The sequence below is a fragment of the Ruegeria sp. BG8 genome, from assembly GCF_056538325.1.
This window is the reverse complement of the sequence record NZ_JBQFSZ010000014.1, coordinates 1-24,722: the sequence shown is the minus strand read 5'-3', so window position 1 is coordinate 24,722 and position 24,722 is coordinate 1. Positions and strand designations below refer to the sequence as shown.

Genomic DNA, 24,722 nt, shown 5'->3' with positions numbered 1-24,722 from the left:
CAGACTGGAGTCCGAGAGATATGGAATTTTCGCTGTTCAATCTGATGACCAAGCCGGTTGATGGCTCATCGCATGCGGATGTGTTTACGCAGATGCGTAATATGACGAAAATGGTCGATGAGGCCGGGTTCGATGTCGCATGGTTCGCCGAGCATCACCTGTCGAATTATTGCATCTCACCCTCGCCGCTGATGACGGCTGCGAACATGGCCGCCCACACCAAGCGGATCAAGGTTGGCCCTGCGGTCGTTGTGATGCCTTTCTATGAGCCGCTGCGTCTGGTCGAAGATATCTGCCTGACCGATCAGTTGACCGAAGGCCGTCTGGTACTGGGTCTGGGCACCGGCTATCAGCCGCGCGAGTTCAAGAAGTTCGGGTTCGCTATCGACGATCGCCTGATGCGCGGGCTCGAGATTTGGGACTGCATCGAACAAGGCGTCTATAGCGGCGTGATCGACTATCAGGGCGACCATATTCAGATCAGCGACGCGGCGCTGTCCATTGCACCGGTTCAGGATCGCATCCGCACCTTCGCAGTCGGCAACGCACCCGAGATGCGCCAAAAGATGATCGACTACGGGGCCGAAACGCTGACCACGCCGGCCATTGGACCGAACGCGATCGTGGACACCGCGCGGCGGCTTTATAAGGAAACACGCGCCGAAAACGGCCTGACTGGCGATGATTTCCCCTTTGCCGTTCAGCGCTACATTTACGTCGCCAAGGACAACGACGATGCCCGCGCCGCGGCCGAGCAGGTGCTGATCCACGCGCGCATGGCCAACAACATGCGTCGCCCCGAGCCGCTGATGGAGGGGGCAGACCTCAAGATCGTGCCCTTCGACAATGAACCCGACATCGACACGGTTCTGCAACGCGCCATCATCGGGGATGTCGAAGAGGTCACGCGTCGTATTGTGGCCGAGGCACGCGAATTCGGCATTACGCATCTGAGCGTCTTCATGCAGATCGCCTCGATCCCGTTTGCCAACACTCTGCGGTCGCTAGAACTGTTCTGCGATCAGGTTATGCCTGCGGTGAATGCCGCGCTTGAGGCGGATAAGGCTGCTTTGGCTTCATGACGGGGCCGAATTTCTCGCTGGCCGGAAAAACCATTCTGATCACCGGGGCCGCGCGCGGGTTAGGCGCGGCCATGGCGCAAGCCTGCGCGGCACAGGGCGCGCAGCTGTGCCTGCAGGACATCAACGCCGGGGCCATTGAGGCCACGGCTAACGCTCTGCGAACCGAAGGGGCAACCGTTCAAACGGCTGCCTTCGATCTGACTGATTTTGAGGCCTGCGAAAAATGGGTAAAGAGCGTTGGCCCGATCTGGGGCCTGATCAACAATGCCGGGATCACCAATCATGGGCATGTGCTGGACCAGACCATCGACGACTACCGATCCATTTATGACCTGCATGTCTTTGCGCCTTTCATTCTGGCGCGTGAGGCTGGCCGTGCGATGCAAGCCAATCCGGGGCCGCAGCGGGGGCGCATCGTGTCGGTCTCTTCCATTGCCGCAACGCATCCAAGGCCGGGGATCGGCAATTACGCCTCGTCCAAGGCGGCAATTGCGGGGTTAACGCGGTCTCTGGCCGCGGATTTCGGGGCGGACGGGATCTGCGCCAACGCCATCGCACCGGGCTATGTCCTGACGGAAATGAACCGCAAAATTCTAAGCGATCCGGATTTCGTTCGGCGTATCGAAAACCGCACTCCAGCCGCGCGATGGGCCGAGCCTGCAGAAATCGCGGCCCCTGTGGTTTTTCTGATGTCCGAGGCGGCATCGTATATCAACGGGCAATTGCTGGCGATCGACGGTGGCATGAACGCCTTTTTGCAATCGAACGAGGGGTAAAGCATGGCGCGTCTTTCAGGTAAAATCGCCTTGGTGACGGGTGCGGGCTCGATGAAGGGTGGTATGGGCAACGGTAAGGCCACGGCCATCCGGCTGGCTCAGGAAGGTGCGGCCATCGCAGCGCTGGATTTGGATCTAGATGCAGCCGAAGAAACCTGCGCCCTGATCCGCAACGAAGGTGGGCGGGCCCTGGCCTTGGCCGCAGACGTAACGCAAGAGGAACAGGTTCAGGCGGCGGTGGAACAATGCCTATCCGAGTTCGGTCAGATCGACATTCTGCAAAACAATGTCGGCATCCTGAAAACCGGCGGTGCGATGGACAGCACGGTCGAGGACTGGGATGCGATGGTGCATGTCAATATGAAGGCCGTCTTTTTGCCGACCAAGCACGTCCTGCCGCATTTTGTGGACCGCGGCGCTGGCGTGGTGACGAACATTTCCTCTATTGCCGGGCTGCGTTATCTGGGCACGCCCTATATCGGCTACAACGCCACCAAGGGATCGATCATCTCGTTTACCCGCAATCTGGCTGCAGAAATGGCTCCGTACGGTATCCGTGCCAACGCCATTCTGCCGGGATTCATCGACACACCCATGGCGCGCGACATAACCGAACAGAACTCGGACAACCCAGACGCTATTGACTGGGATGCACTGGATCAGCAGCGCGCGGCGCGTATCCCGTTGGGCCGCGTGGGTACACCTTGGGATGTCGCGAACGCCGCCGTCTTTCTGGCAAGCGACGAGGCATCCTACATCACGGGAACCGAAATCACTGTCGACGGTGGGGTGTCTTGCCGGGTGTAAAACTCTTGCAGATCCTAAACGATACTATTTTCATACTAAACCACTTAACTTGGCCGCGTAAAACGAAGAACGGTCTCCGGCGCAGGAGAGCTCCAGATGATCTGGTAGGCTTCGGCCACGTTTTCTTTGGAAACGGCGAGGCCTTTTACGGCGATCCAGCTTGGGACTGTTTCTTCGAGCAGGGACAAGACAGTCGCGCGGGCGACAAGTACGCCTTGCGAATGGGGGTGCTGCGCGGCGACGCCAACCACGTTTTGCTGTGCCGCAAGTGCGATGGCGACGTCATGCCCGAGGTCAACAGTTACAACGGGGATGTTGAGGCCTTTGTCCTTCAGGACGCTGACGGCCCGCATTGCCGGCACGTCCCAGACAACGAACAGCCCGGACAGATCCGGGTGTTTTTCCAAAAGGTCCTCCGCGGCGTTCTCGACCAGATCGAGGTCGTGGAACCGACCCGTACAAATCCGAAGGTCTGAACGCTGACCGCGCATCCATCTGCCAAATGAAATCTCGCGCTCGTTCGTGGCATAGAAATCTGTTCCAAAGGTCAGCAGACCAACCGCGCCGTTTGCAGGCACATGCGGGGAAAGCAACTCGGCCGCGATTGTTCCGATGTTGAAGTTATCCGCCGATACCAGCGAAGAATAATCGCGGCCCGGCATTAAGCCAGTTGGTACATTGTCATGCAGGATCAGCTTTTTCCCAGCGTGCGCGATGCAGCGATGCGCTTCGGCTACGTCCGTGTTGGCAACCGGGATCGAGATTACAGCGTCAATGTCCGGCCTATCGGATAGGTCCTGCAGGGCGAGGCTTTGTGCCTGCGCGCTAAAGTTGCTGTCTCTGACCTCTGAAACAACGACGCCGCAGTCGCCGAGGGTAGACATGATCCCGGCCAGAGACTGCTTGGCCCAGTCGCTGCTTGTTGTATGAAACACCACCGCGACCCGGTATCCGCCATCCACAGCGCGTTGAATCTGATCGGGTGACAGAATGACCTGAGAAGGCCCGATCGGCCGTTCCCCGTGCGGACCCAGCCCCGTGACCGACGTGGCGAAACCTTTTGTTTGTGATCCAGAACGTGTCATGGCTCACCTCTGTGATCTTTGAGTGGGGTGTCATTCAGGTTCAGCAATACGGACTGGAAATCAGCCTCGGCAGACGGGTGTCCGCTTGAGATCCAATGCTTGAGGTAAGCGGGGGAAAACAGGCCGTCCACGGCGACAGCGCCTGCGCCAATCAAACCTGCAGAACTGCCAAGCGGCGACGCATCAATCCGCAGATCGCGCGTGACCAGCGGATGCGCGTTGCGATAGACCATTTCCCGGACGGCAGCCAAAAGGATGTCGTTGCCTTGCACCATTGATCCGCTGATTACGATACGCGCGGGGTTCAGCATGTTGGCCAGTGTCGCGACGGTTTGGCCAATCAAGCGTCCGGACCGGGACAGGATATCCATCGCGGCGTGATCCGCGTTCTGGGCGCATCGACACACATCAAGCGCGGTGACCGTGCCGTGACGTTCCAGAATTTCTGACAACAAGTGGCTCTTGCCAGCTTGTGCCGCGGCGCGCCCCAGCTCTGCGATCATTGGGGCACCGGCTATCGCTTCAAGCGATCCCGATCCTTCTTCTGTGTCCACAGGAGTGTGCCCAATAAGTCCGGTAAGCCCATTCGCGCCACTGTACAACGTCCCGCCAGACACAAGGCTTGCGCCAACACGATTGCCGATTTTGACGAACAAAATGGTTTCCGCTGGGTTCATGTCGGATGACTGGGCCTCGCCCATTGCCATGGCTTCGACGCTGCCGCGCATCCAGATAGGTACGCGGTACCGGCTCACCAGTTGTTCAACCAACTGCACGCCGTCCCAAACCGGCAACATTGGCGGAGTTTTGTCGAAGTAAGGCGCGTCAGAAAGGGTTTGAACCGGTCCCGGCACAGACAACCCGATACCCCAAAGCTGTATGCGCCCCTCGTTTCGATCCAATAGCCAATCAAACAAAGCCACAAGATGCCCGATGACATCAGAGACGGGCAAATCCGGGTCCAGCTCTTCGTGATGTTCGGTCAGCAATTTCCCGGACAGGTTCGCTATTCCAACGCCCAAGGCGTTTTGTTCGACCGTCGCGACCAGAAAACGCCCTGCATCTTCGTTAAATTGGATAAGGCGTGGCGCGCGCCCTCCGGTTGTGGCGCCTCGGCTGCTGTCGTCAACCAGATTCAAGTCCGTCAAGATCGACAGACGATCAGTGACAATGGCGCGTCCCATTTCACTGCGGCGCTCAATGTCCTGTCGCGTCATCGCACCTTGGGTCCGCACGAGGTTCAGAATCCGTTCCAGACTGTGCGCCGTCGATTCGGAGCTTCGCTGACGCGCGCGGGCGGGGTTTTGCGCTTTTATCTTCTGACTTTGCTCAAGCATCTGGCGTTTTTGGCTGCTGATCTGCGGGTTCTGACTTGGTGTTTGAGTTAGGATTTTAGCTGTACTTCAAAGGGATTCAACGAACAAATGACATTATTTCGGATATCTTTTGCATAAAAACTGCAAAAGATATCCAACTTAGTGCATTTAATGTTGACTGTTAGCGCTAAATTAAAATAACAAGCTCTAAATCGGGATCTGTCCACGGGGAGGGGGCGATGCGAAAAGGTAGGCTTGCTTATCAAGCGAACTGCTGGGGTGCGCTGGGTGGAAACGCAGTTGGCGTGACCTCGATCGGGCAACTGACTTACCGGACGTTCGGCGACATGGCGCGGGCGTTCAAAGACATCGCCGCTGCCGGGTTTGATGGGGTTGAGCTGTTCGATGGCAACCTGCTGGACTATTCCGCTGCGGACTTTCAGGTCCTCTTGGATGACACCGGCCTGTCGCTTGTTGCGGCCTATTCCGGTGGCAATCTGATTTTCGATGACATCCTGACGGAAGAGCTGGACCGGTTCCGCACCGCAGCCGACCGTCTGGCCGAACTGGGTGCCCCGCACTTTGTTGTTGGCGGTGGGGCCAAGCGTTTGAACGGCGCACGTGACGGTGACTATCAAAAGCTAGGTGCCGCGCTGGAACAGGTGGTTGAGATCGCAAATCAACGCGGTTTGCAGGCGCATTATCACCCGCATCTGACAACGCTGGCAGAGACGCCTGACGAAGTGCGTCGTATCTTTGCGCAAACCTCGATCCATTTCTGCCCCGATACAGCACATCTGGCGGCAGCAGGCGGCGACCCGGCCGAGATGATCCGTGAACACCGCGATCGCATCAGCTATGTCCACGTCAAAGGCTGGCAAAAAGACCCGTTTGCCTTTGTGCCGCTGGACCGCGGCGATCTGGATCATGATCCGATCATCGGCGCGCTGAAGGGCACCAATTTCGACGGCTGGCTGGCTGCCGAACTGGACGAATGGCCCGATCCGCACGAGGGGGCCGTTCTGAACATGGCCTATCTGAAGCCGCGCCTTGGGATCGACTTAATAAATCTGAATTCGAAATAACAGGGCAAAAGCCCTCAGCCATCAATGGGAGGAACTTAAATGGCTTTCATGAAATCACTCACCACCGGTGCCATGGCGTTGGCTATTGCGGGCACCGGGTTGTTGGCCCCTGCCTATGCGGGCCCGGATGCAGCACTTGCTGAGCTGGAAAAGCAGGTTTGGTCCAAGGGTCCAAATGGCGAAGACCCAAGCCCGGCCTCGGATCTGTCGCTGTCTGATGATGAGCTGGCCAAGATCAAGGGCATGAACGCCACCGCAGCCATCGTTATGCACTATGGCGGCAACGACTGGTCGCGTGCGCAGATCGAAGGGCTGGAGTTCCAGTTCGGCGAAATGGGCATCGACGTGATCGCGATCACCGATGCGGGGTTCAAGCCGGAAAAGCAGGTGGCCGACATAGAAACCGTCATGGCGCAGGAACCGGACATCATCGTATCCGTTCCCACCGATCCAGCCGCCACGGCAGCGGCTTACAAGGCGGCGGCGGATGCGGGCGTCAAGATCGTGTTCATGGAAAACACCCCTCCGGGCCTGAACGTGGGTGAGGATTACGTCTCGGTCGTTTCGGCTGACAACTACGGCAACGGTGTTGCGGCGGCACACCTGATGGCCAAGGCGCTGAACGAAGAGGGACAGATCGGTCTGGTCTATCACGCGGCAGACTTTTTCGTAACACGCCAGCGCTATGACGCCTTCAAGGCGACCATGGCCGAGAACTACCCGAATATCGAGATCGTGGCTGAGCAAGGCATTGGCGGCCCGGATTTCTCGGGTGACGCGGATAAGGTGGCTTCGGCCATGCTGACATCGAACCCTAATCTCGATGGTATCTGGGCGGTATGGGACGTACCAGCCGAGGGCGTGATTTCCGCCGCACGTGTTGCAGGCCGCGATGACCTGATTATCACCACCATCGACCTAGGCGAAAACGTTGCGATCAACATGGCGCAGGGCGGTTTCGTCAAGGGTCTGGGTGCTCAGCGTCCGTTCGACCAAGGCGTCGCCGAGGCCATTCTTGCAGGCTATGGCCTGCTGGGCAAAGAGGCCCCGGCCTTTGTCGCCCTGCCAGCGCTGCCGGTGTTCAAGGAAAACCTGCTGGACGCCTGGAAAGAGGTTTACCGCGTGGATGCAACCAAGAACATCCAGAAAAGCCTGAACTAAACCGTCTCTCCTCTGGGGGCCGGTTCGGACAGAAAAAACAATGAGAACCGGCCTCTCTTTTTTGGAAACGAACATCGGTGCAGCAACTATAGTGCTGCACCAAACACGCTAAATCCCGGACCAGCTCGAAACCCATGACCTCTGACCCAACCCCTGCCGTTGACCTTCAGGACATCCACAAAACCTTTGGCGGCGTGAAAGCCCTTGTAGGTGTGGATTTTCAGGTCCTGCCCGGAGAAATCCACGCCCTGTTGGGCGGCAACGGTGCCGGGAAATCCACGATCCTCAAAGTGTTGAACGGTGTGCACACGCCCGAGCATGGGACCGTCACCATTTGCGGTCAGACCATGACCGACCTGACGCCCGAAGCCGCGCGCGCGGCGGGTGTGGCGATGATCTTTCAGGAAATGAGCCTGATCCCATCGCTGACCGTTGCCCAAAACGTCTTTCTGACGCGTGAGGCGAAATCGGGCATGGGCTTGATCGACGACCGCGCGGCGGAACGCAAAGCCCGCGCGTTGTTTGATATGCTTGAGGTCGATGTCAACCCACGCAGTCTGGTTGCCGACCTTGGGGCAGGGCAACGGCAATTGACCGAGATCGTCAAGGCCATCAGTCAGGACGCTAAGGTGCTAGTGCTGGACGAACCCTCAACCGCTTTGTCGGTGTCAGACGTTGAACGCCTGTTCACCTTCCTGCGCAAGCTCAAGGCGCAAGGTGTCGCCATAATCTACGTCAGTCACCGCATGGACGAAATCGCACGGATCGCTGACCGGGCCACCATTCTGCGGGATGGGCGGCACATCATCACGGCCCCTCTGTCAGACCTGCCGATTGATACGATGATTGAATACATCGTCGGCACCCGGTCGCGAGGCCTGAGCGATGTGGAACGCACCCACGTCGAACTGGGCGCACCGTTGCTGGAACTCGGGGGGGTGACAGGCGCGCATAAACCCACCGATGTCACCTTGTCGATCCGGCGGGGTGAAGTTGTTGGGCTGGCGGGCTTGCTGGGTTCGGGGCGTTCGTCGCTGGCGCGGGTGGTTGCGGGGATGGAACCGCTGGCCGCCGGAGAGATTGTCGTCGACGGCAGGCCCGTCACAATCAACAAACCCGGCGATGCCATTGACGCGGGGATCGCTCTGGTGCCCGAGGCGCGCGCGACCCAAGGTATGATCGCCTCACACTCGGTGGCGTCGAACATCACCCTTTCGGTTCTGGATCAGGTCTCGGCCAAGGGCGTCATCAACAACGCGGCAGTGCGCAATACAGCCGATCAGCAGATCGACGACCTGAGCATCAAGACCGCCTCACGCGATCATGCCGTCTCCACCTTGTCGGGCGGCAATCAGCAAAAGGTTGTCATCGGCAAATGGCTGGCGGCAGATCCCGACATCCTGATCCTTGATGAGCCCACCGCTGGGATCGATATCGGATCGAAGTCCGAAATCATCGCGCTGGTGCGCGTGCTGGCCAGCGCCGGGAAATCCGTTCTGATGATTTCCTCGGAGCTGACCGAATTGCTGGCCGCCTGCGACCGCATTGCCGTCATGAGTGATGGCCGCATCGCCAGCATGCACAACCGCCACGATTTGGATGACCCGAACCTGCCTGCCGACGATGCCGCGCATCAGTTGCAGGCCGCCGAACAGAAACTTCAACTCCTCATACAGGACGCCCTGAAACTGCAGAGCGTAGGAGCCTGACATGTCCATGAACGATACCGCCCAGAAACCCACCGGCGCCTTTGGCAAATTCATCATGGCCAACTGGCGTCAGAACATCATCTATATCGGCTTTGCTGTGATCTTTCTGATCTTTGCGCTGACGCTGCATGACAAAGGGTTCCTGAACCCCACCAACCTGCTGAACATCATCCGTCAGACCGCGATGATCGCCGTGATGGCCATCGCCATGACCTTTGTGTTGTCCTGTGGCGAGATCGACCTGTCCGTCGGTGCCGTGGCCGGTCTGACCTCAGTCACGGTGGCAATGGCCATCGACGCGGGTGGCATGTTCTTCGGGATCGGTGTGGGCCTTGCAACCGGCATCGCGGTCGGCGTGTTCAACGGTTTGCTGACCACACGGATTGGCATCCCGTCCTTCCTGACAACACTGGCCATGATGGGGATCGCCAAGGGCGTGGCCATGTGGATCAGCGACACAGCGGCTGTGCCGATCATTGAGCCTGCTTATTCCTGGCTGTTCGGGGGCGGGTCCATCGGGATCGTGCCGGTGCTGGCGATCTGGATGCTGGTTCTGGGTGTAATCGGTCATTTCACCCTGAAACGCACCAGCTTTGGCCGCCGTGTTCTGGCCACTGGCGGGGGCGAGCAGGCCGCGCGCTATTCGGGCATCGACACCAGCGCGGTGAAATTCAAGGTTCTCATCATCTCATCCATGGCCGCCGCGTTGGCCGGGATGCTCTACGCCGGACGTCTACAATCAGGTCGGTTTCAACTGGGCGAAGGCGATGAGCTGTCGGTCATTGCCGCCGCCGTTCTGGGCGGGACCAGCCTGTTTGGCGGCTATGGAACCGTGATCGGAACCATCGTCGGGGCCCTTATGATTGGCCTCATCAACAACGGTCTGATCCTGATGGGTCTGGAATTCAGTCAACAACTTATCGCGCGCGGAGGGATCATCATCCTCGCCGTCGCCCTGAGCCAAAAGAGGAGTTAAAAAATGATCCCAGGTTGCACAATTATCGGCACCGTTGTGGCCAAGCCCGAAACCCGCGAGGAACTCCAAGAGATCCTCGCCGCGCAAGTCGCGCCGACCCGCGCCGAGGACGGGTGTCTGAACTACGATTTCCATGCGGATTCCGAGGACCCTTGCGTATTCGTGTTTTATGAAAACTGGAACACCCAACAGGATCTGGACGAGCACCTGCGCAAACCGCACCTCAAGCCGCTGTTCGACCGTCAGGGAGAGCTGCTGTCGCGTCCGGTCGAAATCCGGCACCTGAATATGCTCAGCGACTTCGCGTCCTGATCGGAAAGGCTCAAGGGTATGGCGATTAAAGGGCCGGGTTTGTTTTTGGCGCAGTTTGCGGATGATGCGGCTCCGTTTGATACACTGGGGTCGATTGCGGGCTGGGCTGCGGGTCTGGGGTATAAGGCGGTTCAGATCCCGACATTTGACGGGCGGCTGTTCGATCTGGATAAAGCCGCCAATATTTGCCTCAAATAAAGTGTGACTTTCTGCATCTTTGGAACCATATGCAAGTAGAAGGTGACAATTCCGTGGCAATCAATAGAAAAGGGAACATAAAACTATATCCTTCTACCGCCGGTTTCGTAGCTGATGGAACGACAAATCCAAGTGATCGGCAGTGAAAGCCCACTTTAACGAACGTCCAAAAATCAAAATTCAAAATCCCTTTCTGTTAAAAAGAACCCAAGTAGTTTTACATACCGATCAGTTCGCAGGTACTCTATCTGCGCTTAACGTGAGTTACTTGCACAGCTTTCAGTCGGTCAAAACGGACATGGTACGTCAATTCTGAACCAAGTTTACTGCAGAATTTAGAAAGTCTTATCACCGCTGCGGCGAGAGCTTGCGTGATGAAATAGGTCTTGATCTTCAAAGCGATCTAACTGATATTTCTGTCATGACAGAAACTAATGACATAACGAAATCCAACGCAGCCAACCAGTTTATTCTTTATTGGGGTGATATGGGCAATCAATGGGGCGTCAATCGTTCTGTGGCGCAGATTCATGCGCTTCTCTATCTCAACTCCAAACCTCTCAATGCCGAACAGATCGCGGAATCTTTGGGGATTGCACGCTCCAATGTCTCAAACTCACTAAAAGAGTTGGTAAGCTGGCGACTTATTCGTCGTGTCCCAGTTCCAGGAGATCGGCGAGAGCACTATGAGGCCGAAGTTGATGTCTGGGAAATGGGCGTCCGTATAGCCCAAGGGCGCAAAGAGCGTGAGATTGACCCGGCAGCACAAGCGTTGCGCGCTTGCGTATCTCAGGCAGAAACCGAAAATGGACTAGACCCTACCGCCTTACGGCGCATGCAAGATATGGAAGAGTTCCTGACGGTTGCGGACACATGGTTTCAGGACATGCTGACGGTACCCCGTTCTAAATTGGTGCTTTTGATGAAAATGGGCACCAGAATCGTTTCTCTTCTCAGCTTAGGCGGAGGCAACAAGAGCACCTAAAAAATTTACCTATATATTTCTCTTATGACGGAAGAAACAGAATGTACATATGCAAAGAAAGGCCCATCTCAATTGGCAATAAGCCGGTGCAAATGACCATCGACGCAGCAAGTTGCCGGGATGATCGGTTCAAAAACTTGCTGGGAACGGCCGCATGGGCCATCCTTCCTGATGCAATAAAACATCGTTTCAGCAAACGTCTCTTGGGTAATGCGAGCCTGGCCTATCAAGGTCGCGTGACCAAGATGCGTATGAACGCGGCCGGGCGTGTGCTTGCTTTTGTCTTTCGCGCAATTGGGGCGCCTTTGCCATTTGATCCAACGTCCGTTGGCCGACCTGCCGTAGTTACGGTTACTGAAGACCCAGCAACCGGTGGGCAGTTTTGGATACGACAATACGGCAGGGCCTCTGGGTTCCCTCAAATGATCGGCAGCTCCAAGCGATTTGCCGGACCAACTGGATTGGAAGAATACATTGGCTTTGGGATCGGTATTTCTCTGAAGCTGAAAAGTACAAAGACCGGCCTTTACTTTATCAGTGACAGATACTTCCTGAAAATTGGGCGACGACGGCTGAAGCTCCCTCGATGGGTCTGCCCAGGAGGGCTTGTGGCAGGCCACGAAGAACTCGGCAGAGGTCAGTTCCGGTTTACTTTGGAACTGAAGCATCCTCTTTTTGGAGAACTCATCTGGCAAGACGCAATCTTTAACGATGCCGAAGTCGTCGGGAGCGTGCGGTCGTGAAGGTCGTCGTAATCGGAGGGTACGGTGTTTTCGGGTCTCTCACAGCCCGGTTGCTGGCTCGCGATGGGCATCAGCTTTGGCTGGCTGGACGGAGCCCTGAAAAGGGCCGTGCTCTTGCTAAAGCCTTAGGTGCTCAAATCCTAAAAATGGACGTCCACAAAGCGCCACAGAGTCTTTTCAAAGTGCGACCAGACGTTGTCATAGACGCCGCCGGGCCATTTCAACATTACGGCACAGACCCCTATAAGTTACCGAAACTCTGCATCGACCACGGCTGTCACTACCTTGATCTGTCGGACAGTGCTTCGTTCACCAAAGGTATCGTCACGTTGAACACTCAAGCGAAAGCCGCAGGCATTTTCGTACTATCCGGTGCCTCAAGTGTTCCTGGACTATCTTCTTGCATCGTCGATACCCTGATCGAGCCTATGGACCGAGTCGACCTGATCGACATTGCCATCCTGCCGGGAAATCGCGCGCCCAGAGGTATGTCCGTCATCAAGAGTATCGTGAACGGCGTAGGCCGGCCCTATCAAACGTGGCTTGATGGCAGCTGGCAAACAGTCACGGGTTGGGCGGATCGCAAGTTGTACAAACTTGATCAAGGTTTTACGCGCGCTGGATTCAACGTCGAGGTTCCAGACATCACACTCCTGCCCGAAAAGACAGGCGCGAAAACTGTTAGGTTCCACGCTGGCCTTGAACTTCCAGTAATGAATTGGGCCTTGGAACTCCTGGCCAAACTAAGGCAATACGGGCGTTTTGAATTGCCGGGCTGGGGGTATTCTGCTCTCTACCTGCTTTCGCAAGCGCTTTATCCGCTTGGAAGCGACCGTGGCGGCATGCAAGTCAGTGTTTCGGGTAAGCTGGGCGGGCACGACGTGACGCGGAAATGGACACTAATTGCAGAGAACGGGCATGGCCCGTTCGTTCCCGGCGTAATGTGTCGAGCGATCTTGCGAGAGTGTAATACCGTGGTTTCGGGCGCGCGACCTTGTCTGGCAGAGCTGCCAAAACATCTGGTTGAAAATGCTATGTCGGACTTGGATATCCGCGTTGAGGTAACGGACCTGTTTCAAACGATTGCGTGTAGCCTAAGGCCGACAACCTGATCTTCATGAAGTTCACCGCTGAACAGCTGATCGGCAATAACTGGCGTTGGTCTGTTCGGGGCGCTTGGGACTACGGCTAGTCAGATGGGCGGTAACCTGCGGGGCGTGCTGGAGGACAACCTGTTCATATCCCGCGGAAAACTGACTGAGAGCAACGCGCAGCAAGTCAGCAAGATCCGTCGTATTGTTGAAGATCTGGAAAGTATTGTGGCCACTCCGAATGAAGCGCGCGCGATTCCGGATCTCAAAGGTGGTGACCGCGTTTCGTTTTGACGTTTTTCGCGGGAGTTTGCCTTCGGTCTGGAGATATTGCAGTTACATTAACCTGTCTTTCACAGCAAAAATCACTCGTTACCAACGGTCGGCGCAACAAGTGATGCCGTGACAATATCGCCAATGGTACGGACTACGCAAGCGCCTGAATGCGGCGCGCGGGATAAAACTGACGGCCTCATACGGCTTAGGGCACTTGGCGATTTTCGCATCTCTTGTGCGATTGCAAACGACCGCAGGAAATCAGCGTAGGGATCGCTGCCGTTTCCGAGTGGTCTATAGTTCAAGCGCCCCTCGCGTACTCCTTCGGCGTAGATCGTTTCGTCTTCTTTGATTGTGGCGACGACCCGGTTTTCATCCAACTTTTCGGGATCAATAGACGTTGGGTCCTGAGCCAACAGAACAAAATCCGCGAGCTTTCCGACCTCGATGGAACCCTTTTGATCCTCTTCGAAGTGCTGCCATGCCGGCCAGATTGTCAAAGCCTTCAACGCTGTCATGACGTCAACACGTTGATGCGGCCCAAGGATGTCTCCGGAACGGGTCCGCCGGGTGACGGTAGCGTCAAGTATGCGCATGCTGTCCGGAAAGGCCACCGGGGCGTCATGGTGTGAGCCAAACATCATGTCACGCTGCACCAGCCAACCTGTCGGGGATATGTTTTCCGCGTTGACCGGTCCGACCGTGTGATCACGATGCCAGTCGCCCCAATAAAAGGTGTGCATCGGGAACAGCGACGGAAACACGCCAAGACGCTTGTAAGCATCCACCTGATCTTCGCGTATGAACTGACCGTGGATCAGAACCGGGCGATTTCCCGGATCGCCGTATTTGTTTTGCGCAGCCTCCAGCGCCGCGATCAACATATCCGATGCGCCTTCGCCATTGGCATGCGTGATGATCTGCAAGCCGTTTTCGTAGCACCAGTTCACGGCCTGCTGCACTTGTTCCATCGTGACCGCTGCATAACCGGCATAGCCTGCTGGGTAGTCGCCCACCGGGTCGTAATAGGGGCGATCCCGAAGCGCTGTGAACCCTTGCGGAGAACCATCAATGGTCAACTTACAGCCACCGACACGGATACCGTCTGTGTAATCTGGCGAAGCATTCTCGGCGATATAGTCCCGGGATTCCAACACATCCGGAAACGCGACAACATCAATTGCAATCTTGCCTTGGCCTGCCACAGCCTTCAACGCCTCGACCACTTCTGCCGAGGACCGCCCATCCTGAGCGGTCGTATAGCCGAAACTCGCCCACAGATCCGCGCCGGCCTCGGCGAATGCCAACAAGGCTTCTGGGCCCAATTGACCCAGAATTGGGACAAGCGCGCCGAAGAACGCGTATTCCTCGAGAACTCCGTTTGGTTCTCCAGCTGCGTCTCGTTGAATAACACCACCGGCAGGATCCGGTGTGGATGCGTCAAAACCCACAAGTTCCAGCGCCTTGGAATTGGCGACCCCGAGATGCCCGGATTGGTGCACAATGATAATGGGCAGGTCCGTCGACACCGCGTCCAAATCTTCGCGGGTTGGATGCCGCAACTCGGCGAGTTGGGCGTTATCATAACCAAACCCAATAACAACGCCTGCGCGTTCGACCGCTTGGGTGTTTTCCTGAACCCATACGCGCAGCCTGTCTTGAAGGCTTGCGATATCGGTGACGTCGCCATCCGGTGGAGCCAGCAAATTGGCAGACAGTGCTTGCAATCCCCCAAACACGACATGCCCATGACTGTCTATGAACCCCGGCAGCATGGTCCGGCCTGCCAGGTCGAACAGCTCGGTCGTGTCGCCTTGATTGCGCATAACTTCAGTCAGGTCGCCCACTGCAAGGATGCGTCCATCCTTTACAGCTACGGCCTCAACGTTCGGCTGCGCATCATTGATCGTCAGGATCGGACCGCCGGTATAAATCGTGTCGGCAATATCCTGAGCAGCCGAAGAACCTGAAATGAAAATGGCAGCGGTGAGTGTTGACTTGAACAGCTTGAAACACATCCGTCTAATCCCAAAATCTGCGTCAAAATAAAGTCGGAAAGTCATCGCGTCGTGTGCACGTCACGATTTCTCTCGTAAGCGGCAAAGCAAACGGCCACTCAGCAAAGACATTCTAACATTAGAAATCTTCAATTCGAAAAGAATTCGTTTCTTGGAAACCTGAATTCATTCTCTGGTATCGCGGGAATTGCCAAAGGTACCTTGGGGCCGCCCTGCATTTGCGGCCCCAAGGGTTTTTCGTACTGCGGAAAAATTCGCGGGTTGACCGTGTTCAATAACAGGCCGACTGCCCCGCATACATCCCAAGGCCAGCGCCAGCCGCCGTGGACAGGGTCTTGCCTGTGCCGCCACCGAACCGGTTGCCGACCACTCCGCCAAGGGCCGCACCGCCCAGAATACCCGCCGCGCATCGCGCATCGTGCTGTACCTGAGCCTGAGTTGGGGTTGTTGGCGCGCCGCATGCCGCCAGAAACAATGAACCACCAAGAATAGTGGTGAGTACTACCTTCTTCATCTTGATCGCCTCTCAATTTACTAGATGGGTTACCCTACTAGCTGGTTTGAGAATGCTTTTCCTACAAGGTTCAAACGCCCGTATTAAATGAACGTTAATCTAATCTTAACGAATGAATTTCGGCATTTAGCCCACGCCCCATGATCCATAGGACGCTTTGAGTTAACCGAGCTTAGGGATGAGTGGGCTGTGATCCCGTTCAATGCCGGTTTCAGTCTGAAACGGATCTGGAAGTCGGGAATATCATTTGGAAATGCACTGGATGGGTAAACAAGGCGTTTCAGGCCACCCAGCGCTTTTGGTATTGTAGGAAATCACTGGGAACAGGGGAATGTATCCACCAACGTACCCATGACCGCCTGCGATGCAGGCATCGCCTTGCGCTTGCTGAAGTCCCCGTAAATCCAGCGAATATAGGCCCAGCGAACTTCGTCTGCAGTGTTAACCTCGGGTGGGCAAATTTCGGTTCCTGCACCTGACAGGCCCGAAACATTCAGCGCCTGCACAAAGCCCATAAGGTATTGTTCGCACTCAGTCTCGGCGGGCCCACCATCACGCGCGTCGTTGTCGGCATCTTGGCAGGGTTTCATAAGGTCCGCGGCAGAATATCCGGGCGCCGCTCCGTTTGTCTGGGCATAGACCGGTGCACCGAGCAAAAGCAGGGTTGCGGAAATCAGGATCGTTGGGCGCATAGCTTATCCCTCGAAATGTGTTGAGTTGCCCGCCCCCAAAGATTGGAAGCGGGCATATCGTCTTTAGTTGTCAGACTTTTTGTCGGCCAACGCGTGGAGAGCTTGATCCATGACGCCTTGGTGTTCGACGTTGTTGACGAACTTTTCAGAGTTCACCTGGTCCCAGAGCTCTTCGTTGGTCATGTTCTGGTGACATCCCATGCACAGGCCGGTGCGCTCGATACGTTCGCGCATTTCCTGTGGCAGCGGGCCTGTCAGATCCCAGTGTGAACCTATGGTTACCAGCTGCTCACCTTCTTCGGTCACGATACGGCTGAGATCATGGTCAAGCGACGGGATCGGAACCGACTGGAACTGCGACTGTTGCGGGATCACATCGCCACCTTCTGTTTTCAGATCGACGACAAACCCTTTGTCGTAGTTCTGCAGGAAGCGACCACCCGAGATGCCGTACCCAAGTGCTTTGGGGTTGTTATGGCAGCTCTCGCAGGTTCTGGCTTCACGACCGGCGGTGTGCGGTTGCACTGCGGCATGATCCAGGCCCTTGGTTCCACCGGCATCCGGGGTCATCCAGGTTTCGTTCTGAACAACGGTGTTGCCGTCCTTGTCGATCACAGTCGTGATAACCTGACAACCGGGCATCAGCGGGCTGACACGACCTTCGCCATTGATACCGAGTGTTGGTTCTTCCCAGCGCAGATAGCTGCGAGTTTCCGATACTTTACCCGGGCTTGTCAGACCATTGGTGCCCAGCGGAGCATCGGCGGTCAGACCATTGTCGAGCCGGTCGTTGGCATTTTTGATCCAGTCGACGTCGGTTTTGCCTTCGCTATAGTCCACTGTGATGTGGCAGCCATAGCACTGCGGTGCCCAGTCAGCGTGGCATGCATAACACTCCATGCTTTCCATGTGCTGATTGACACTGCCCATGGCCACTTTGGCGTTGGGTGACTTCCATGTTCCGTCACGGGCGATCTGCGCCAGAACCGGGACCTCGAAATCAAGACCACTGGCCGAGTGCATGATGACCTTGCTGCCGCGTTTCACAACGTTGCCGAACGGGTTGCCGCGTGCGGTCAACAGGTAACCGTCCTCTTCGTCATAGACTTCGGCAAAATACTGTTCGTCGGTCAATTCATCGGTCAGACCACGCGGTGTTTCAGGCAAAGTGGACTGGAATTCTTCGCCATAGCCCAGCGGCAATTCCCATGGGAATTTGCTGACGGTGCCGTGGCAGTCTTCACACTCAATCTCGACCTGGGCCAGCGTGGTTCCCGGCAGGTTGCCGTCACCGTGCATATCGACGGTCGTGTGGCAGTCCTGGCAGAGCATACCGCCCTCGGGGTTACCTTCACGGGATTCAACCGCATGGTGAAGGTCTTCTTTGATATAGAGGTAGTTCTTGGTGTGAAGCTTGGGCTGTTTGCCGCCCGTTTCATTGTAGGGCGAGCCATATGGGAACTCCATGATGCCCTGATAGCTGACACCGATCCGTTTACCACGGTTATGGCAGCTTACGCAGGTCTCAGTCGGGATGCCCGAGTATTCCAGATCGCCATGCTTTACGACCGATTTCCGGCTGGCTTGCATCTGGTGGGTCAGCAATTTACCCGGCTGATCCTTGGCAATTGTCGGATCGCCGCCTTCATAGAACCCCTCGTTCGAGTAAGGGACGTGGCAAGACGAACACCCGGCACCGCGGAAGTCACCGCGTTTCTCACGCCCATTTACGCCTACGTGGCAACGCTGACACTGCTGACGCGAATAGGTGATACCCGCCATATTGGGATGTTCGGCAATTGCATCAACGTCCACGTCCGGCACCTGCTCCATCGACGGTGGCAGCTGATCGGGATGTGCTTCGGCATAGGCCAGCATGTATTCTTTATAGGCGTCCGTACCGACGGCAGGCTCATAGCCGTCTTCGTCGACAAGAGTATAGTTGCCGTATACCGAACGTCGTGTATCCAGAACGCCCCATGACCACAGGTTGCCCTGTAGTTTCCCGGCTTCGGTGTTCATCAGCGATTTGATCAGACGCTCGGAATATCCGTCGTGACATTGTCCGCAGGACTTGTCCGCGATCCACACCGCACCCGGGTCGGGATAGAATGTGTGCGGGCCACCTGCGTCGGCCAGATCGGTCGGCGTTCCGGTGTGCGCCTCTTCAGCCGTCAGGCCCTGTGGATTACCGCCGTGACAGACCACGCATCCATCGGGGTCATTATAGTCAGGCCCCAAAGCTTTGATCGTGTCCATCATCACGCCAGTGGTGAAGTCCTCGATACCTTCGTGGCAGGAAAGGCATCCCAATTCTGCCGCGCGTTCAGGGTCAACTTGTTCAGGCACATCCTGAGCTGCGGCCCATCCCGCAAAGGTCATTGAAAAAAATAAGGTGGCTATTAAGCGTCTCACGAGACTCACTCCCGAAGTGGCTACCGGTCACTTAAGGGTAACGATCGTGTGAGAACCGGCGCGCTGACAAAAATCAGAAAATTTCATTTTTCGTCGGCGGACCCTTCGAAAAAGCATTTTTTCAGTTTGATTTACCTCAAAGTCAGTCACGCGCATTTGATCAATGCTCGGCGGGTACCCTAAACCACCGCGAGGAACCGATGGAGTTTTCGGCCCGCACTTCTCGGAAGAGCGCCGATTGCGGCTGTAGCCTTTGGCACAGTTGCCCCGTGCGCTTTTGCAATAGCCCAGCGGTTTCACCGCGTTTTCAAACGCTGGAGCGCGGTGACCGGATTGAGGCCAATTCGGGATCTCAGTGCCTGCGGTTCTGGATTGTGCTGACAGGTACCGCCGCGACTTGCACAGTTTTCGAAGATGGGCGGCGGCAGATTCTGGGCATTGAGGAACCCGGTGAATTTATTTGCAGCAGCATGGCCGGGCCCGGGCGATCCAGCTGGCTGGAGGCGCTTGAACCCTGCCTGATCTGCGATCTCAACCTGTCGGCCTCTGCCGTGGAGTTGAGCAAACACTCACAGTTTTTGGCCGAGAGCTTTCGACTGGTTCACTACCGTTTGCTACGCAGTCAACAGCATATGACGACGCTTGGCCGTCTGGACAGCTATGAACGCGTCTTGATGTTTCTGGCCGAAACAGCGTCGCGTCAGATGGCGCATCATTCGGGTGACCCGGTTATCCGACTGAAAATGTCGCGCGAGGATATTGCCGACTATCTGGGCCTTAATTCAGAAACCGTCAGCCGCATCCTAAGCCGGATCAAAAAGTCCGGGTTGGTCAAGTTTCTGAACAAAAGCGAGTTCGTTCTGTCCGATGCCAAGGCGATTGCGCGTCGCCTGCCCGTTCCAATTCCAGGTCCTGAAACCTTTCGACCCGACATATCTTTAGTGGAGGCTGCCGAATGATTATCGAGCTTGGGCACTTTGCCCTGTGTTTGGCGCTGGTCGCCGCATTGGTCCAGTCAATCGTCCCGCTTGTTGCCATCAGACGAGGTTCAGCTTCGGGGATGCGGGTGGCCGACAGCGCAGCGCAGGTACAATTTCTGGCCGTCTCCGCCGCCTTCGCGGCATTGACCTATGCGTTTGTGGTTTCTGACTTTTCTGTCCTGACCGTTGCGCTGAACTCGCATTCGGCCAAACCGATGCTGTATAAGGTGACAGGCGTCTGGGCTAACCACGAAGGGTCCATGCTGCTGTGGGTCTTGATGCTGGCCCTGTTCGGTGTCCTGATCTCGGTCTTCGGGCGTACAGTTCCGATTGAGGTGCGCGCCCGGGTTTTGGCCGTTCAGGCCATGATCGGCGTGGGGTTCTTTCTGTTCATACTGATCACGTCAAACCCGTTCGAACGTGTTCCCAACCCGCCGCTGGATGGGCAAGGCATGAACCCCTTGTTGCAGGACATCGGCGTCGCCTTGCACCCACCGCTGCTTTATCTTGGTTATGTGGGTTTCTCGACCGCGTTTTCGTTCGCCGTGGCTGCCCTGATGACGGGACGCATTGACCCTGCTTGGGCGCGCTGGATGCGCCCGTGGGTTTTGCTTGCCTGGTCCGGCCTGACGGCTGGAATCGCACTGGGTTCGTGGTGGGCCTATTACGAGCTGGGTTGGGGCGGCTTCTGGTTCTGGGATCCCGTTGAAAACGCATCCTTCATGCCTTGGCTGATTGGCACCGCGTTGCTGCACTCTGCAATCGTTGTAGAGAAACGCAATGCGCTGCTGAAATGGACGGTGCTGCTGGCGATCCTGACATTCTCACTGTCACTGATCGGCACGTTCCTGGTGCGGTCTGGCATCCTGACATCTGTCCACGCCTTTGCCACCGACCCTGAACGCGGCGTTTTCATTCTGTTGTTGCTGTCGATCGCAATCGGAGGCGCGCTGACGTTGTTTGCCTTCCGCGCAAGCGATTTGGATGAAGGCGGCGTGTTTTCAATCGTTTCCCGCGAGACCGGGCTTTTGGCGAACAACGTTCTGATCGCCGTGGCAACCGGTGTTGTCTTTGTCGGCACGCTCTATCCCTTGGCCCTAGAGGTCATAACCGGCGACAAGATCACGGTTGGTGCACCGTATTTCAACAGAACTTTCCTGCCGATATTCGGGATCACCATGTTTGCAGCAGGGATTGGCCCATTCCTAAGCTGGAAACGGGCTCGGGTTCCGGACGTTTTACAGCGCACAGGCATTTCGGCCGCGGTCGGGCTTGCCGGTACCGTGGCGGTCATCGTGCTGCTCGGCAATCCCGGTATTGCTGGTATTTTCGGAGTGTTCGTGACCGGCTTTCTGGCTGTTGCAACGATCTTGGATCTGGGTCGCAGAATCGGGTTTGGATCAGCGAAATTCAATGTCGCTATTCGGCGGATGATCGGGCTTCCTCTGTCCGCTTGGGGGCTCTACCTTGGGCATCTTGGCCTGGCTATCGCAGCAGCGGGCGTTGTGGCCGTGAGCCTTTGGAGCCATGAGAGCATCCAGACCGTCGCGATTGACGAAGAAGTCTCGGTCGGCCAGTACGAATTCACCCTGCTCGATATCGAAAACAGGCGCGTTGCAAACTACCAGACGTCGATTGCCGCGGTCCGCATCACGCGTGACGGTGAGCTGGTCACTGTGCTGTTTCCAGAAAGAAGATGGTACCCCGTCGAACAAAAGCCGACCACCGAAGCCGGGATCGAAACCAAGTGGCACGGTGATCTGTATGCCGTGCTTGGTGACCCTGACGGAAATGGCGGCTTTGTCACCCGGTACTATTACAACCCCGGCATTCCGTGGATGTGGTTTGGCTCCGCCTTGATGGCATTCGCAGCACTGGTGTCCCTTGCCGATCGTCGTCTGCGTGTTGGCGTACCCGCCAGCCGCCGCCGTCAAGCCATCGCGCCAGCAGAATAGGAGGCGACATGAAACGTCTTATTCTTTCCGTTTTTCTAGCCGTTTTTGCGACCGGCGCTTTCGCCTTGGACCCCGACGAAATGTTCGCCGATCCCAAGATGGAAGAAAGGGCGCGCGAGATTGGCCGGGAACTTCGGTGCCTGAAATGCCGGAACCAGTCGATTTTCGACTCGAACGCCGGGATCGCCAAGGATCTGCGCGTCGTGGTGCGAGAACGCATAACTGCGGGCGACAGCGATCAGGAAATTCTTGACTATGTGCAGGAAAGATTTGGCGATTACGTCCTAATGAAACCGCCAGTCGAAACCTACACATATATCCTCTGGCTGACCCCGGTTTTACTGTTGGTCGTTGGGTCGATGTCAGCCGCGTTTTATCTGCGTGGGAAAAAAACGACGAAAGGCGCCGCTGATTTGGACAGCGCCGCACGAGCGGAAGCTCAACGCATTCTGAAAAGCGAGGTTGGGTGATGGAGTTTTGGTTCGCAGCAGGATTGATCACCGCTGTCGCAGCGGTGTGGATGGCCCGCCCCTATTTCCGGGCGCGGTCGATTGAAATGACCAGTTCGGATGGCGCAATTTCCATCTATCGCGATCAGTTGGACGAGTTAGAGAGAGACCTCAAAGCCGGTCAAATCAGCGAAGGTGAATGCGACTCGGCCAAGATGGAGATCGAACGCCGCGCTCTCAGCGCCGCGCGTCGGCTGGACGCTGGATTCCTGTCCTCTCCGCGCTCTTTGGTGACGGCTGCGGGTTTGGCCGTGTTTGTAGGTGCCGCGACAATCGCTGTGTATTTCGGCATCGGGACGCCCAAACAACCTGATATGCCATTGGCTGAGCGCAAAACCGAAGAGATGATCCGCCGCGCAGATGCCGGAGACATTGGCAGCCGCATCCAACTGCTGATTGAACGCACCCAAAACGAACCGGAAAGCTTTGAATCCTGGTGGATGCTGGCCCGGTCTTATGCTGCGGTTGGTGATCACGCGTCCTCGGCCGATGCATATCGCCATGCCGTTGATCTTGCAGAAGGTCGACCCGCGGTTCTGTCCGCATACGCCGAGGCGATGACATTGGCAAACGGCAACAAGGTCCCCGCGGCCGCGCGCGTTATCTTTGAGCAACTGGCCGTTGAACAGGACGACCCAAGAGCCCGGTATTATGTGGCCTTGGCCAAAGCGCAATCGCAGGATTTCCAGAACGCAATCGATGACTGGGCCTTGCTGGCAAAGGATTCCGCACCTGATGCGCCCTGGATGCCACTGGTTCGACGCGACATCGTCAACATGGCGCGTTTCCTTCAGGTCGACGTGACCATGTACTTGCCCGATGCGACAACAACCGAGATTGCAGGTTCCGGCCAAAGCGGAACGGAACCGGCGCAAGTCGAGTCACTGGTCGCTTCGCTCGACGCAGATCCGATGGACCACAAAAGCTGGATTGCATTGGCCCGCGCCCAATCCGAACAGGGCAACACCGAAGGGGCAACCGAAGCCATTGCCTCGGCCCGTCGCCATTTTGCAGCGGCCCCCTTCGTTCTGGATCTCATTTCCCAGGTCGAGATCGAGTTGGGTTTAGACCTGCTACCCCCGTCGCCGCGCGGTCCGACCGACGAGGATGTGGCCGCCGCATCAAACCTAACACAGACCGAACGCGACGAAATGATCGCAGGCATGGTTGCGGGTCTGGCCGCAAGGCTAGAGGCCCAGCCAAACGACCCCGACGGTTGGGTTATGCTGGTCCGCTCATACGCGACGCTTGGTCAGAACGAAAAGGCCCTTGAAGCAGCACAGCAGGCAAATGCGGTATTCGCCAATGACGCACGCGTCATGCAGGCGATCCAATCTCAGACGCAGGGTCTTTTGGGTGCAGATTGATGTTTTCGTGACGTCTTACCTTTGGCAATTTTAGCCACGAAAGTGGCAACAACAAGCTAATCCAGTGACCGGCGCCCTGTTGCTGCCAGACTCATAACTAGCGTTTGCGGGTGCGGTTTCATATTATTAGTCATCAGTTTGGGCAAGTCCGCCGGGCGCGGGGCTTTCAAATTGCTCAAGCCTCCAGCGCGCTTCTGCGGACATTTGGTTGTCGATCGATGAGGGTAGTCTGACGTTGTTGTAGTCTTACCGCCAGAGCGCCAGCTTTCGCCGTGCATCATCCAAATTGTCCAACATCTCTTCCTTAGGCGTTCGCCGCGTAAGCTTCCGTTGAATGACTCGGTGAAGGCGTTCTGCAGCGGCTTGCCGGGGACGATGTAGTGCCAGACGACTTCGTTGTCGTTTGCCTATTTAAGGGCCGCCCGGCTGGTGAACTCCGCCCCATTTTCCGAGACAATGCTATGTGACTTTCCGTAGAAACGCAAAAGCACATCCAGTTCGCGTGCCAACCTTGCCCCAGAGATCGGTGCGTCTGCAACCGGGCACTGTTCCTCGCGGAAACCATCGTCCATCACCGTCAAGATACGGAACCTTCAGGATGCAGCGAAAGTGTCGGATAGGAAATCCAGAGACCAGTGCTCGCCGGGTCTCAAAGCCTTGGGCATCGGTG

22 protein-coding genes and 2 pseudogenes are annotated in these 24,722 nt (G+C 56.6%); 17 read left to right on the top strand and 7 right to left on the bottom strand.

The genetic code is table 11. From position 1 onward, the window contains the following. Nucleotides 1–20 precede the first annotated feature (20 nt). The 3 genes from ACR0DG_RS19780 to ACR0DG_RS19770 are packed head-to-tail and all read left to right on the top strand — an operon-like array spanning nt 21 to nt 2,665. Nucleotides 21–1,082 (top strand): LLM class flavin-dependent oxidoreductase, encoded by a 1,062-nt coding sequence (locus tag ACR0DG_RS19780; protein WP_480700077.1) that lies wholly within the window; start codon nt 21–23, stop codon nt 1,080–1,082. Next, nucleotides 1,079–1,858 carry an SDR family NAD(P)-dependent oxidoreductase gene (locus ACR0DG_RS19775; protein ID WP_480700076.1) on the top strand — a complete coding sequence of 260 codons (780 nt, stop codon included), beginning with the start codon at nt 1,079–1,081 and terminating at the stop codon, nt 1,856–1,858. Before ACR0DG_RS19780 ends, ACR0DG_RS19775 begins: the two co-directional genes overlap by 4 nt. A gap of 3 nt (nt 1,859–1,861) precedes the next feature. Continuing rightward, the gene (locus tag ACR0DG_RS19770) at nt 1,862–2,665 is read left to right on the top strand and encodes an SDR family NAD(P)-dependent oxidoreductase (protein WP_480700075.1); all 804 of its coding nucleotides are present in this window, start codon (nt 1,862–1,864) and stop codon (nt 2,663–2,665) included. Between the two features lie 44 nt (nt 2,666–2,709). Here ACR0DG_RS19770 and ACR0DG_RS19765 read toward each other — a convergent pair whose 3' ends face one another. Beyond that, nucleotides 2,710–3,750 carry a substrate-binding domain-containing protein gene (locus tag ACR0DG_RS19765; protein ID WP_480700074.1) on the bottom strand — a complete coding sequence of 347 codons (1,041 nt, stop codon included), beginning with the start codon at nt 3,748–3,750 and terminating at the stop codon, nt 2,710–2,712. Continuing rightward, nucleotides 3,747–4,967 (bottom strand): ROK family protein, encoded by a 1,221-nt coding sequence (locus ACR0DG_RS19760; RefSeq protein ID WP_480700073.1) that lies wholly within the window; start codon nt 4,965–4,967, stop codon nt 3,747–3,749. Before ACR0DG_RS19760 ends, ACR0DG_RS19765 begins: the two co-directional genes overlap by 4 nt. A gap of 338 nt (nt 4,968–5,305) precedes the next feature. Here ACR0DG_RS19760 and ACR0DG_RS19755 point away from each other — a divergent pair, with 338 nt between their 5' ends. The 10 genes and pseudogenes from ACR0DG_RS19755 to ACR0DG_RS19710 all read left to right on the top strand — a co-directional run bounded on the left by ACR0DG_RS19755 (nt 5,306) and on the right by ACR0DG_RS19710 (nt 13,620). After that, nucleotides 5,306–6,151: a sugar phosphate isomerase/epimerase family protein gene (locus ACR0DG_RS19755; RefSeq protein ID WP_480700072.1), complete on the top strand. Its 846-nt coding sequence runs from the start codon at nt 5,306–5,308 to the stop codon at nt 6,149–6,151. 39 nt (nt 6,152–6,190) lie between these two features. Next, nucleotides 6,191–7,312 (top strand): substrate-binding domain-containing protein, encoded by a 1,122-nt coding sequence (locus ACR0DG_RS19750; protein WP_480700071.1) that lies wholly within the window; start codon nt 6,191–6,193, stop codon nt 7,310–7,312. A 134-nt stretch (nt 7,313–7,446) separates the two neighbouring features. After that, nucleotides 7,447–9,021 (top strand): sugar ABC transporter ATP-binding protein, encoded by a 1,575-nt coding sequence (locus ACR0DG_RS19745; RefSeq protein WP_480700070.1) that lies wholly within the window; start codon nt 7,447–7,449, stop codon nt 9,019–9,021. Nucleotide 9,022: 1 nt separating this feature from the next. After that, complete coding sequence (locus ACR0DG_RS19740; protein WP_480700069.1) at nt 9,023–9,997, top strand: ABC transporter permease; 975 nt, start codon at nt 9,023–9,025, stop codon at nt 9,995–9,997. A 3-nt stretch (nt 9,998–10,000) separates the two neighbouring features. Continuing rightward, entirely contained in the window at nt 10,001–10,309 is a 309-nt protein-coding gene (locus ACR0DG_RS19735; RefSeq protein WP_480700068.1) for a putative quinol monooxygenase, read from the top strand. Nucleotides 10,310–10,327: 18 nt separating this feature from the next. Next, nucleotides 10,328–10,489 (top strand): annotated as a pseudogene (locus tag ACR0DG_RS19730) (sugar phosphate isomerase/epimerase); the annotation flags it as partial. A 385-nt stretch (nt 10,490–10,874) separates the two neighbouring features. Further along, on the top strand, nt 10,875–11,492 hold the full coding sequence (locus tag ACR0DG_RS19725; protein WP_480700067.1) for a GbsR/MarR family transcriptional regulator: 618 nt from the start codon (nt 10,875–10,877) through the stop codon (nt 11,490–11,492). 92 nt (nt 11,493–11,584) lie between these two features. Beyond that, the gene (locus ACR0DG_RS19720; protein ID WP_480700066.1) at nt 11,585–12,235 is read left to right on the top strand and encodes a DUF4166 domain-containing protein; all 651 of its coding nucleotides are present in this window, start codon (nt 11,585–11,587) and stop codon (nt 12,233–12,235) included. Then, a complete protein-coding gene (locus ACR0DG_RS19715; RefSeq protein WP_480700065.1) occupies nt 12,232–13,347 on the top strand; it encodes a saccharopine dehydrogenase family protein in 1,116 nt (371 codons plus the stop codon). Before ACR0DG_RS19720 ends, ACR0DG_RS19715 begins: the two co-directional genes overlap by 4 nt. Before the next feature lie 84 nt (nt 13,348–13,431). Further along, the gene (locus ACR0DG_RS19710) at nt 13,432–13,620 is read left to right on the top strand and encodes a 3-keto-5-aminohexanoate cleavage protein (protein WP_480700064.1); all 189 of its coding nucleotides are present in this window, start codon (nt 13,432–13,434) and stop codon (nt 13,618–13,620) included. A gap of 71 nt (nt 13,621–13,691) precedes the next feature. Here the strand turns inward: ACR0DG_RS19710 and ACR0DG_RS19705 are convergent, their stop codons facing one another. The 4 genes from ACR0DG_RS19705 to ACR0DG_RS19690 all read right to left on the bottom strand — a co-directional run bounded on the left by ACR0DG_RS19705 (nt 13,692) and on the right by ACR0DG_RS19690 (nt 19,241). Next, nucleotides 13,692–15,620 (bottom strand): amidohydrolase, encoded by a 1,929-nt coding sequence (locus ACR0DG_RS19705; protein ID WP_480700063.1) that lies wholly within the window; start codon nt 15,618–15,620, stop codon nt 13,692–13,694. A gap of 271 nt (nt 15,621–15,891) precedes the next feature. Further along, nucleotides 15,892–16,134 carry a glycine zipper 2TM domain-containing protein gene (locus ACR0DG_RS19700; RefSeq protein WP_480700062.1) on the bottom strand — a complete coding sequence of 81 codons (243 nt, stop codon included), beginning with the start codon at nt 16,132–16,134 and terminating at the stop codon, nt 15,892–15,894. 314 nt (nt 16,135–16,448) lie between these two features. Further along, on the bottom strand, nt 16,449–16,826 hold the full coding sequence (locus tag ACR0DG_RS19695) for a Rap1a/Tai family immunity protein (protein ID WP_480700061.1): 378 nt from the start codon (nt 16,824–16,826) through the stop codon (nt 16,449–16,451). Between the two features lie 63 nt (nt 16,827–16,889). After that, complete coding sequence (locus tag ACR0DG_RS19690) at nt 16,890–19,241, bottom strand: hypothetical protein (RefSeq protein ID WP_480700060.1); 2,352 nt, start codon at nt 19,239–19,241, stop codon at nt 16,890–16,892. A 269-nt stretch (nt 19,242–19,510) separates the two neighbouring features. On the opposite strand from ACR0DG_RS19690, the gene ACR0DG_RS19685 reads away from it, so the two are divergent. Genes ACR0DG_RS19685 through ccmI form a run of 4 tightly spaced genes read left to right on the top strand, consistent with a single transcriptional unit; the run spans nt 19,511 to nt 24,052 of the window. Further along, on the top strand, nt 19,511–20,200 hold the full coding sequence (locus ACR0DG_RS19685) for a Crp/Fnr family transcriptional regulator (protein ID WP_480707293.1): 690 nt from the start codon (nt 19,511–19,513) through the stop codon (nt 20,198–20,200). Then, on the top strand, nt 20,197–22,176 hold the full coding sequence (locus ACR0DG_RS19680) for a heme lyase CcmF/NrfE family subunit (RefSeq protein WP_480700058.1): 1,980 nt from the start codon (nt 20,197–20,199) through the stop codon (nt 22,174–22,176). Before ACR0DG_RS19685 ends, ACR0DG_RS19680 begins: the two co-directional genes overlap by 4 nt. A gap of 8 nt (nt 22,177–22,184) precedes the next feature. Then, entirely contained in the window at nt 22,185–22,646 is a 462-nt protein-coding gene (locus ACR0DG_RS19675) for a cytochrome c-type biogenesis protein (RefSeq protein WP_480700057.1), read from the top strand. Continuing rightward, nucleotides 22,646–24,052 carry a c-type cytochrome biogenesis protein CcmI gene (gene ccmI / locus ACR0DG_RS19670; protein WP_480700056.1) on the top strand — a complete coding sequence of 469 codons (1,407 nt, stop codon included), beginning with the start codon at nt 22,646–22,648 and terminating at the stop codon, nt 24,050–24,052. Before ACR0DG_RS19675 ends, ccmI begins: the two co-directional genes overlap by 1 nt. Before the next feature lie 56 nt (nt 24,053–24,108). On the opposite strand, the pseudogene ACR0DG_RS19665 reads toward ccmI, so the two are convergent. After that, nucleotides 24,109–24,722, bottom strand: a pseudogene (locus tag ACR0DG_RS19665) (integrase core domain-containing protein); the annotation flags it as partial.

What these genes read in the sequence shown, in the direction of transcription:
- ACR0DG_RS19735 (WP_480700068.1), top strand. Translation starts at nt 10,001, where the DNA reads ATGATCCCAGGTTGCACAATTATCGGCACCGTTGTGGCCAAGCCCGAA.
- ACR0DG_RS19760 (WP_480700073.1), bottom strand. Translation starts at nt 4,967, where the DNA reads ATGACGCGACAGGACATTGAGCGCCGCAGTGAAATGGGACGCGCCATT.
- ACR0DG_RS19680 (WP_480700058.1), top strand. Translation starts at nt 20,197, where the DNA reads ATGATTATCGAGCTTGGGCACTTTGCCCTGTGTTTGGCGCTGGTCGCC.
- ACR0DG_RS19765 (WP_480700074.1), bottom strand. Translation starts at nt 3,750, where the DNA reads ATGACACGTTCTGGATCACAAACAAAAGGTTTCGCCACGTCGGTCACG.
- ACR0DG_RS19750 (WP_480700071.1), top strand. Translation starts at nt 6,191, where the DNA reads ATGGCTTTCATGAAATCACTCACCACCGGTGCCATGGCGTTGGCTATT.
- ACR0DG_RS19700 (WP_480700062.1), bottom strand. Translation starts at nt 16,134, where the DNA reads ATGAAGAAGGTAGTACTCACCACTATTCTTGGTGGTTCATTGTTTCTG.
- ccmI (WP_480700056.1), top strand. Translation starts at nt 22,646, where the DNA reads ATGGAGTTTTGGTTCGCAGCAGGATTGATCACCGCTGTCGCAGCGGTG.
- ACR0DG_RS19675 (WP_480700057.1), top strand. Translation starts at nt 22,185, where the DNA reads ATGAAACGTCTTATTCTTTCCGTTTTTCTAGCCGTTTTTGCGACCGGC.
- ACR0DG_RS19710 (WP_480700064.1), top strand. Translation starts at nt 13,432, where the DNA reads ATGGGCGGTAACCTGCGGGGCGTGCTGGAGGACAACCTGTTCATATCC.
- ACR0DG_RS19720 (WP_480700066.1), top strand. Translation starts at nt 11,585, where the DNA reads ATGACCATCGACGCAGCAAGTTGCCGGGATGATCGGTTCAAAAACTTG.
- ACR0DG_RS19755 (WP_480700072.1), top strand. Translation starts at nt 5,306, where the DNA reads ATGCGAAAAGGTAGGCTTGCTTATCAAGCGAACTGCTGGGGTGCGCTG.
- ACR0DG_RS19780 (WP_480700077.1), top strand. Translation starts at nt 21, where the DNA reads ATGGAATTTTCGCTGTTCAATCTGATGACCAAGCCGGTTGATGGCTCA.
- ACR0DG_RS19740 (WP_480700069.1), top strand. Translation starts at nt 9,023, where the DNA reads ATGTCCATGAACGATACCGCCCAGAAACCCACCGGCGCCTTTGGCAAA.
- ACR0DG_RS19745 (WP_480700070.1), top strand. Translation starts at nt 7,447, where the DNA reads ATGACCTCTGACCCAACCCCTGCCGTTGACCTTCAGGACATCCACAAA.
- ACR0DG_RS19695 (WP_480700061.1), bottom strand. Translation starts at nt 16,826, where the DNA reads ATGCGCCCAACGATCCTGATTTCCGCAACCCTGCTTTTGCTCGGTGCA.
- ACR0DG_RS19775 (WP_480700076.1), top strand. Translation starts at nt 1,079, where the DNA reads ATGACGGGGCCGAATTTCTCGCTGGCCGGAAAAACCATTCTGATCACC.
- ACR0DG_RS19770 (WP_480700075.1), top strand. Translation starts at nt 1,862, where the DNA reads ATGGCGCGTCTTTCAGGTAAAATCGCCTTGGTGACGGGTGCGGGCTCG.
- ACR0DG_RS19705 (WP_480700063.1), bottom strand. Translation starts at nt 15,620, where the DNA reads ATGTGTTTCAAGCTGTTCAAGTCAACACTCACCGCTGCCATTTTCATT.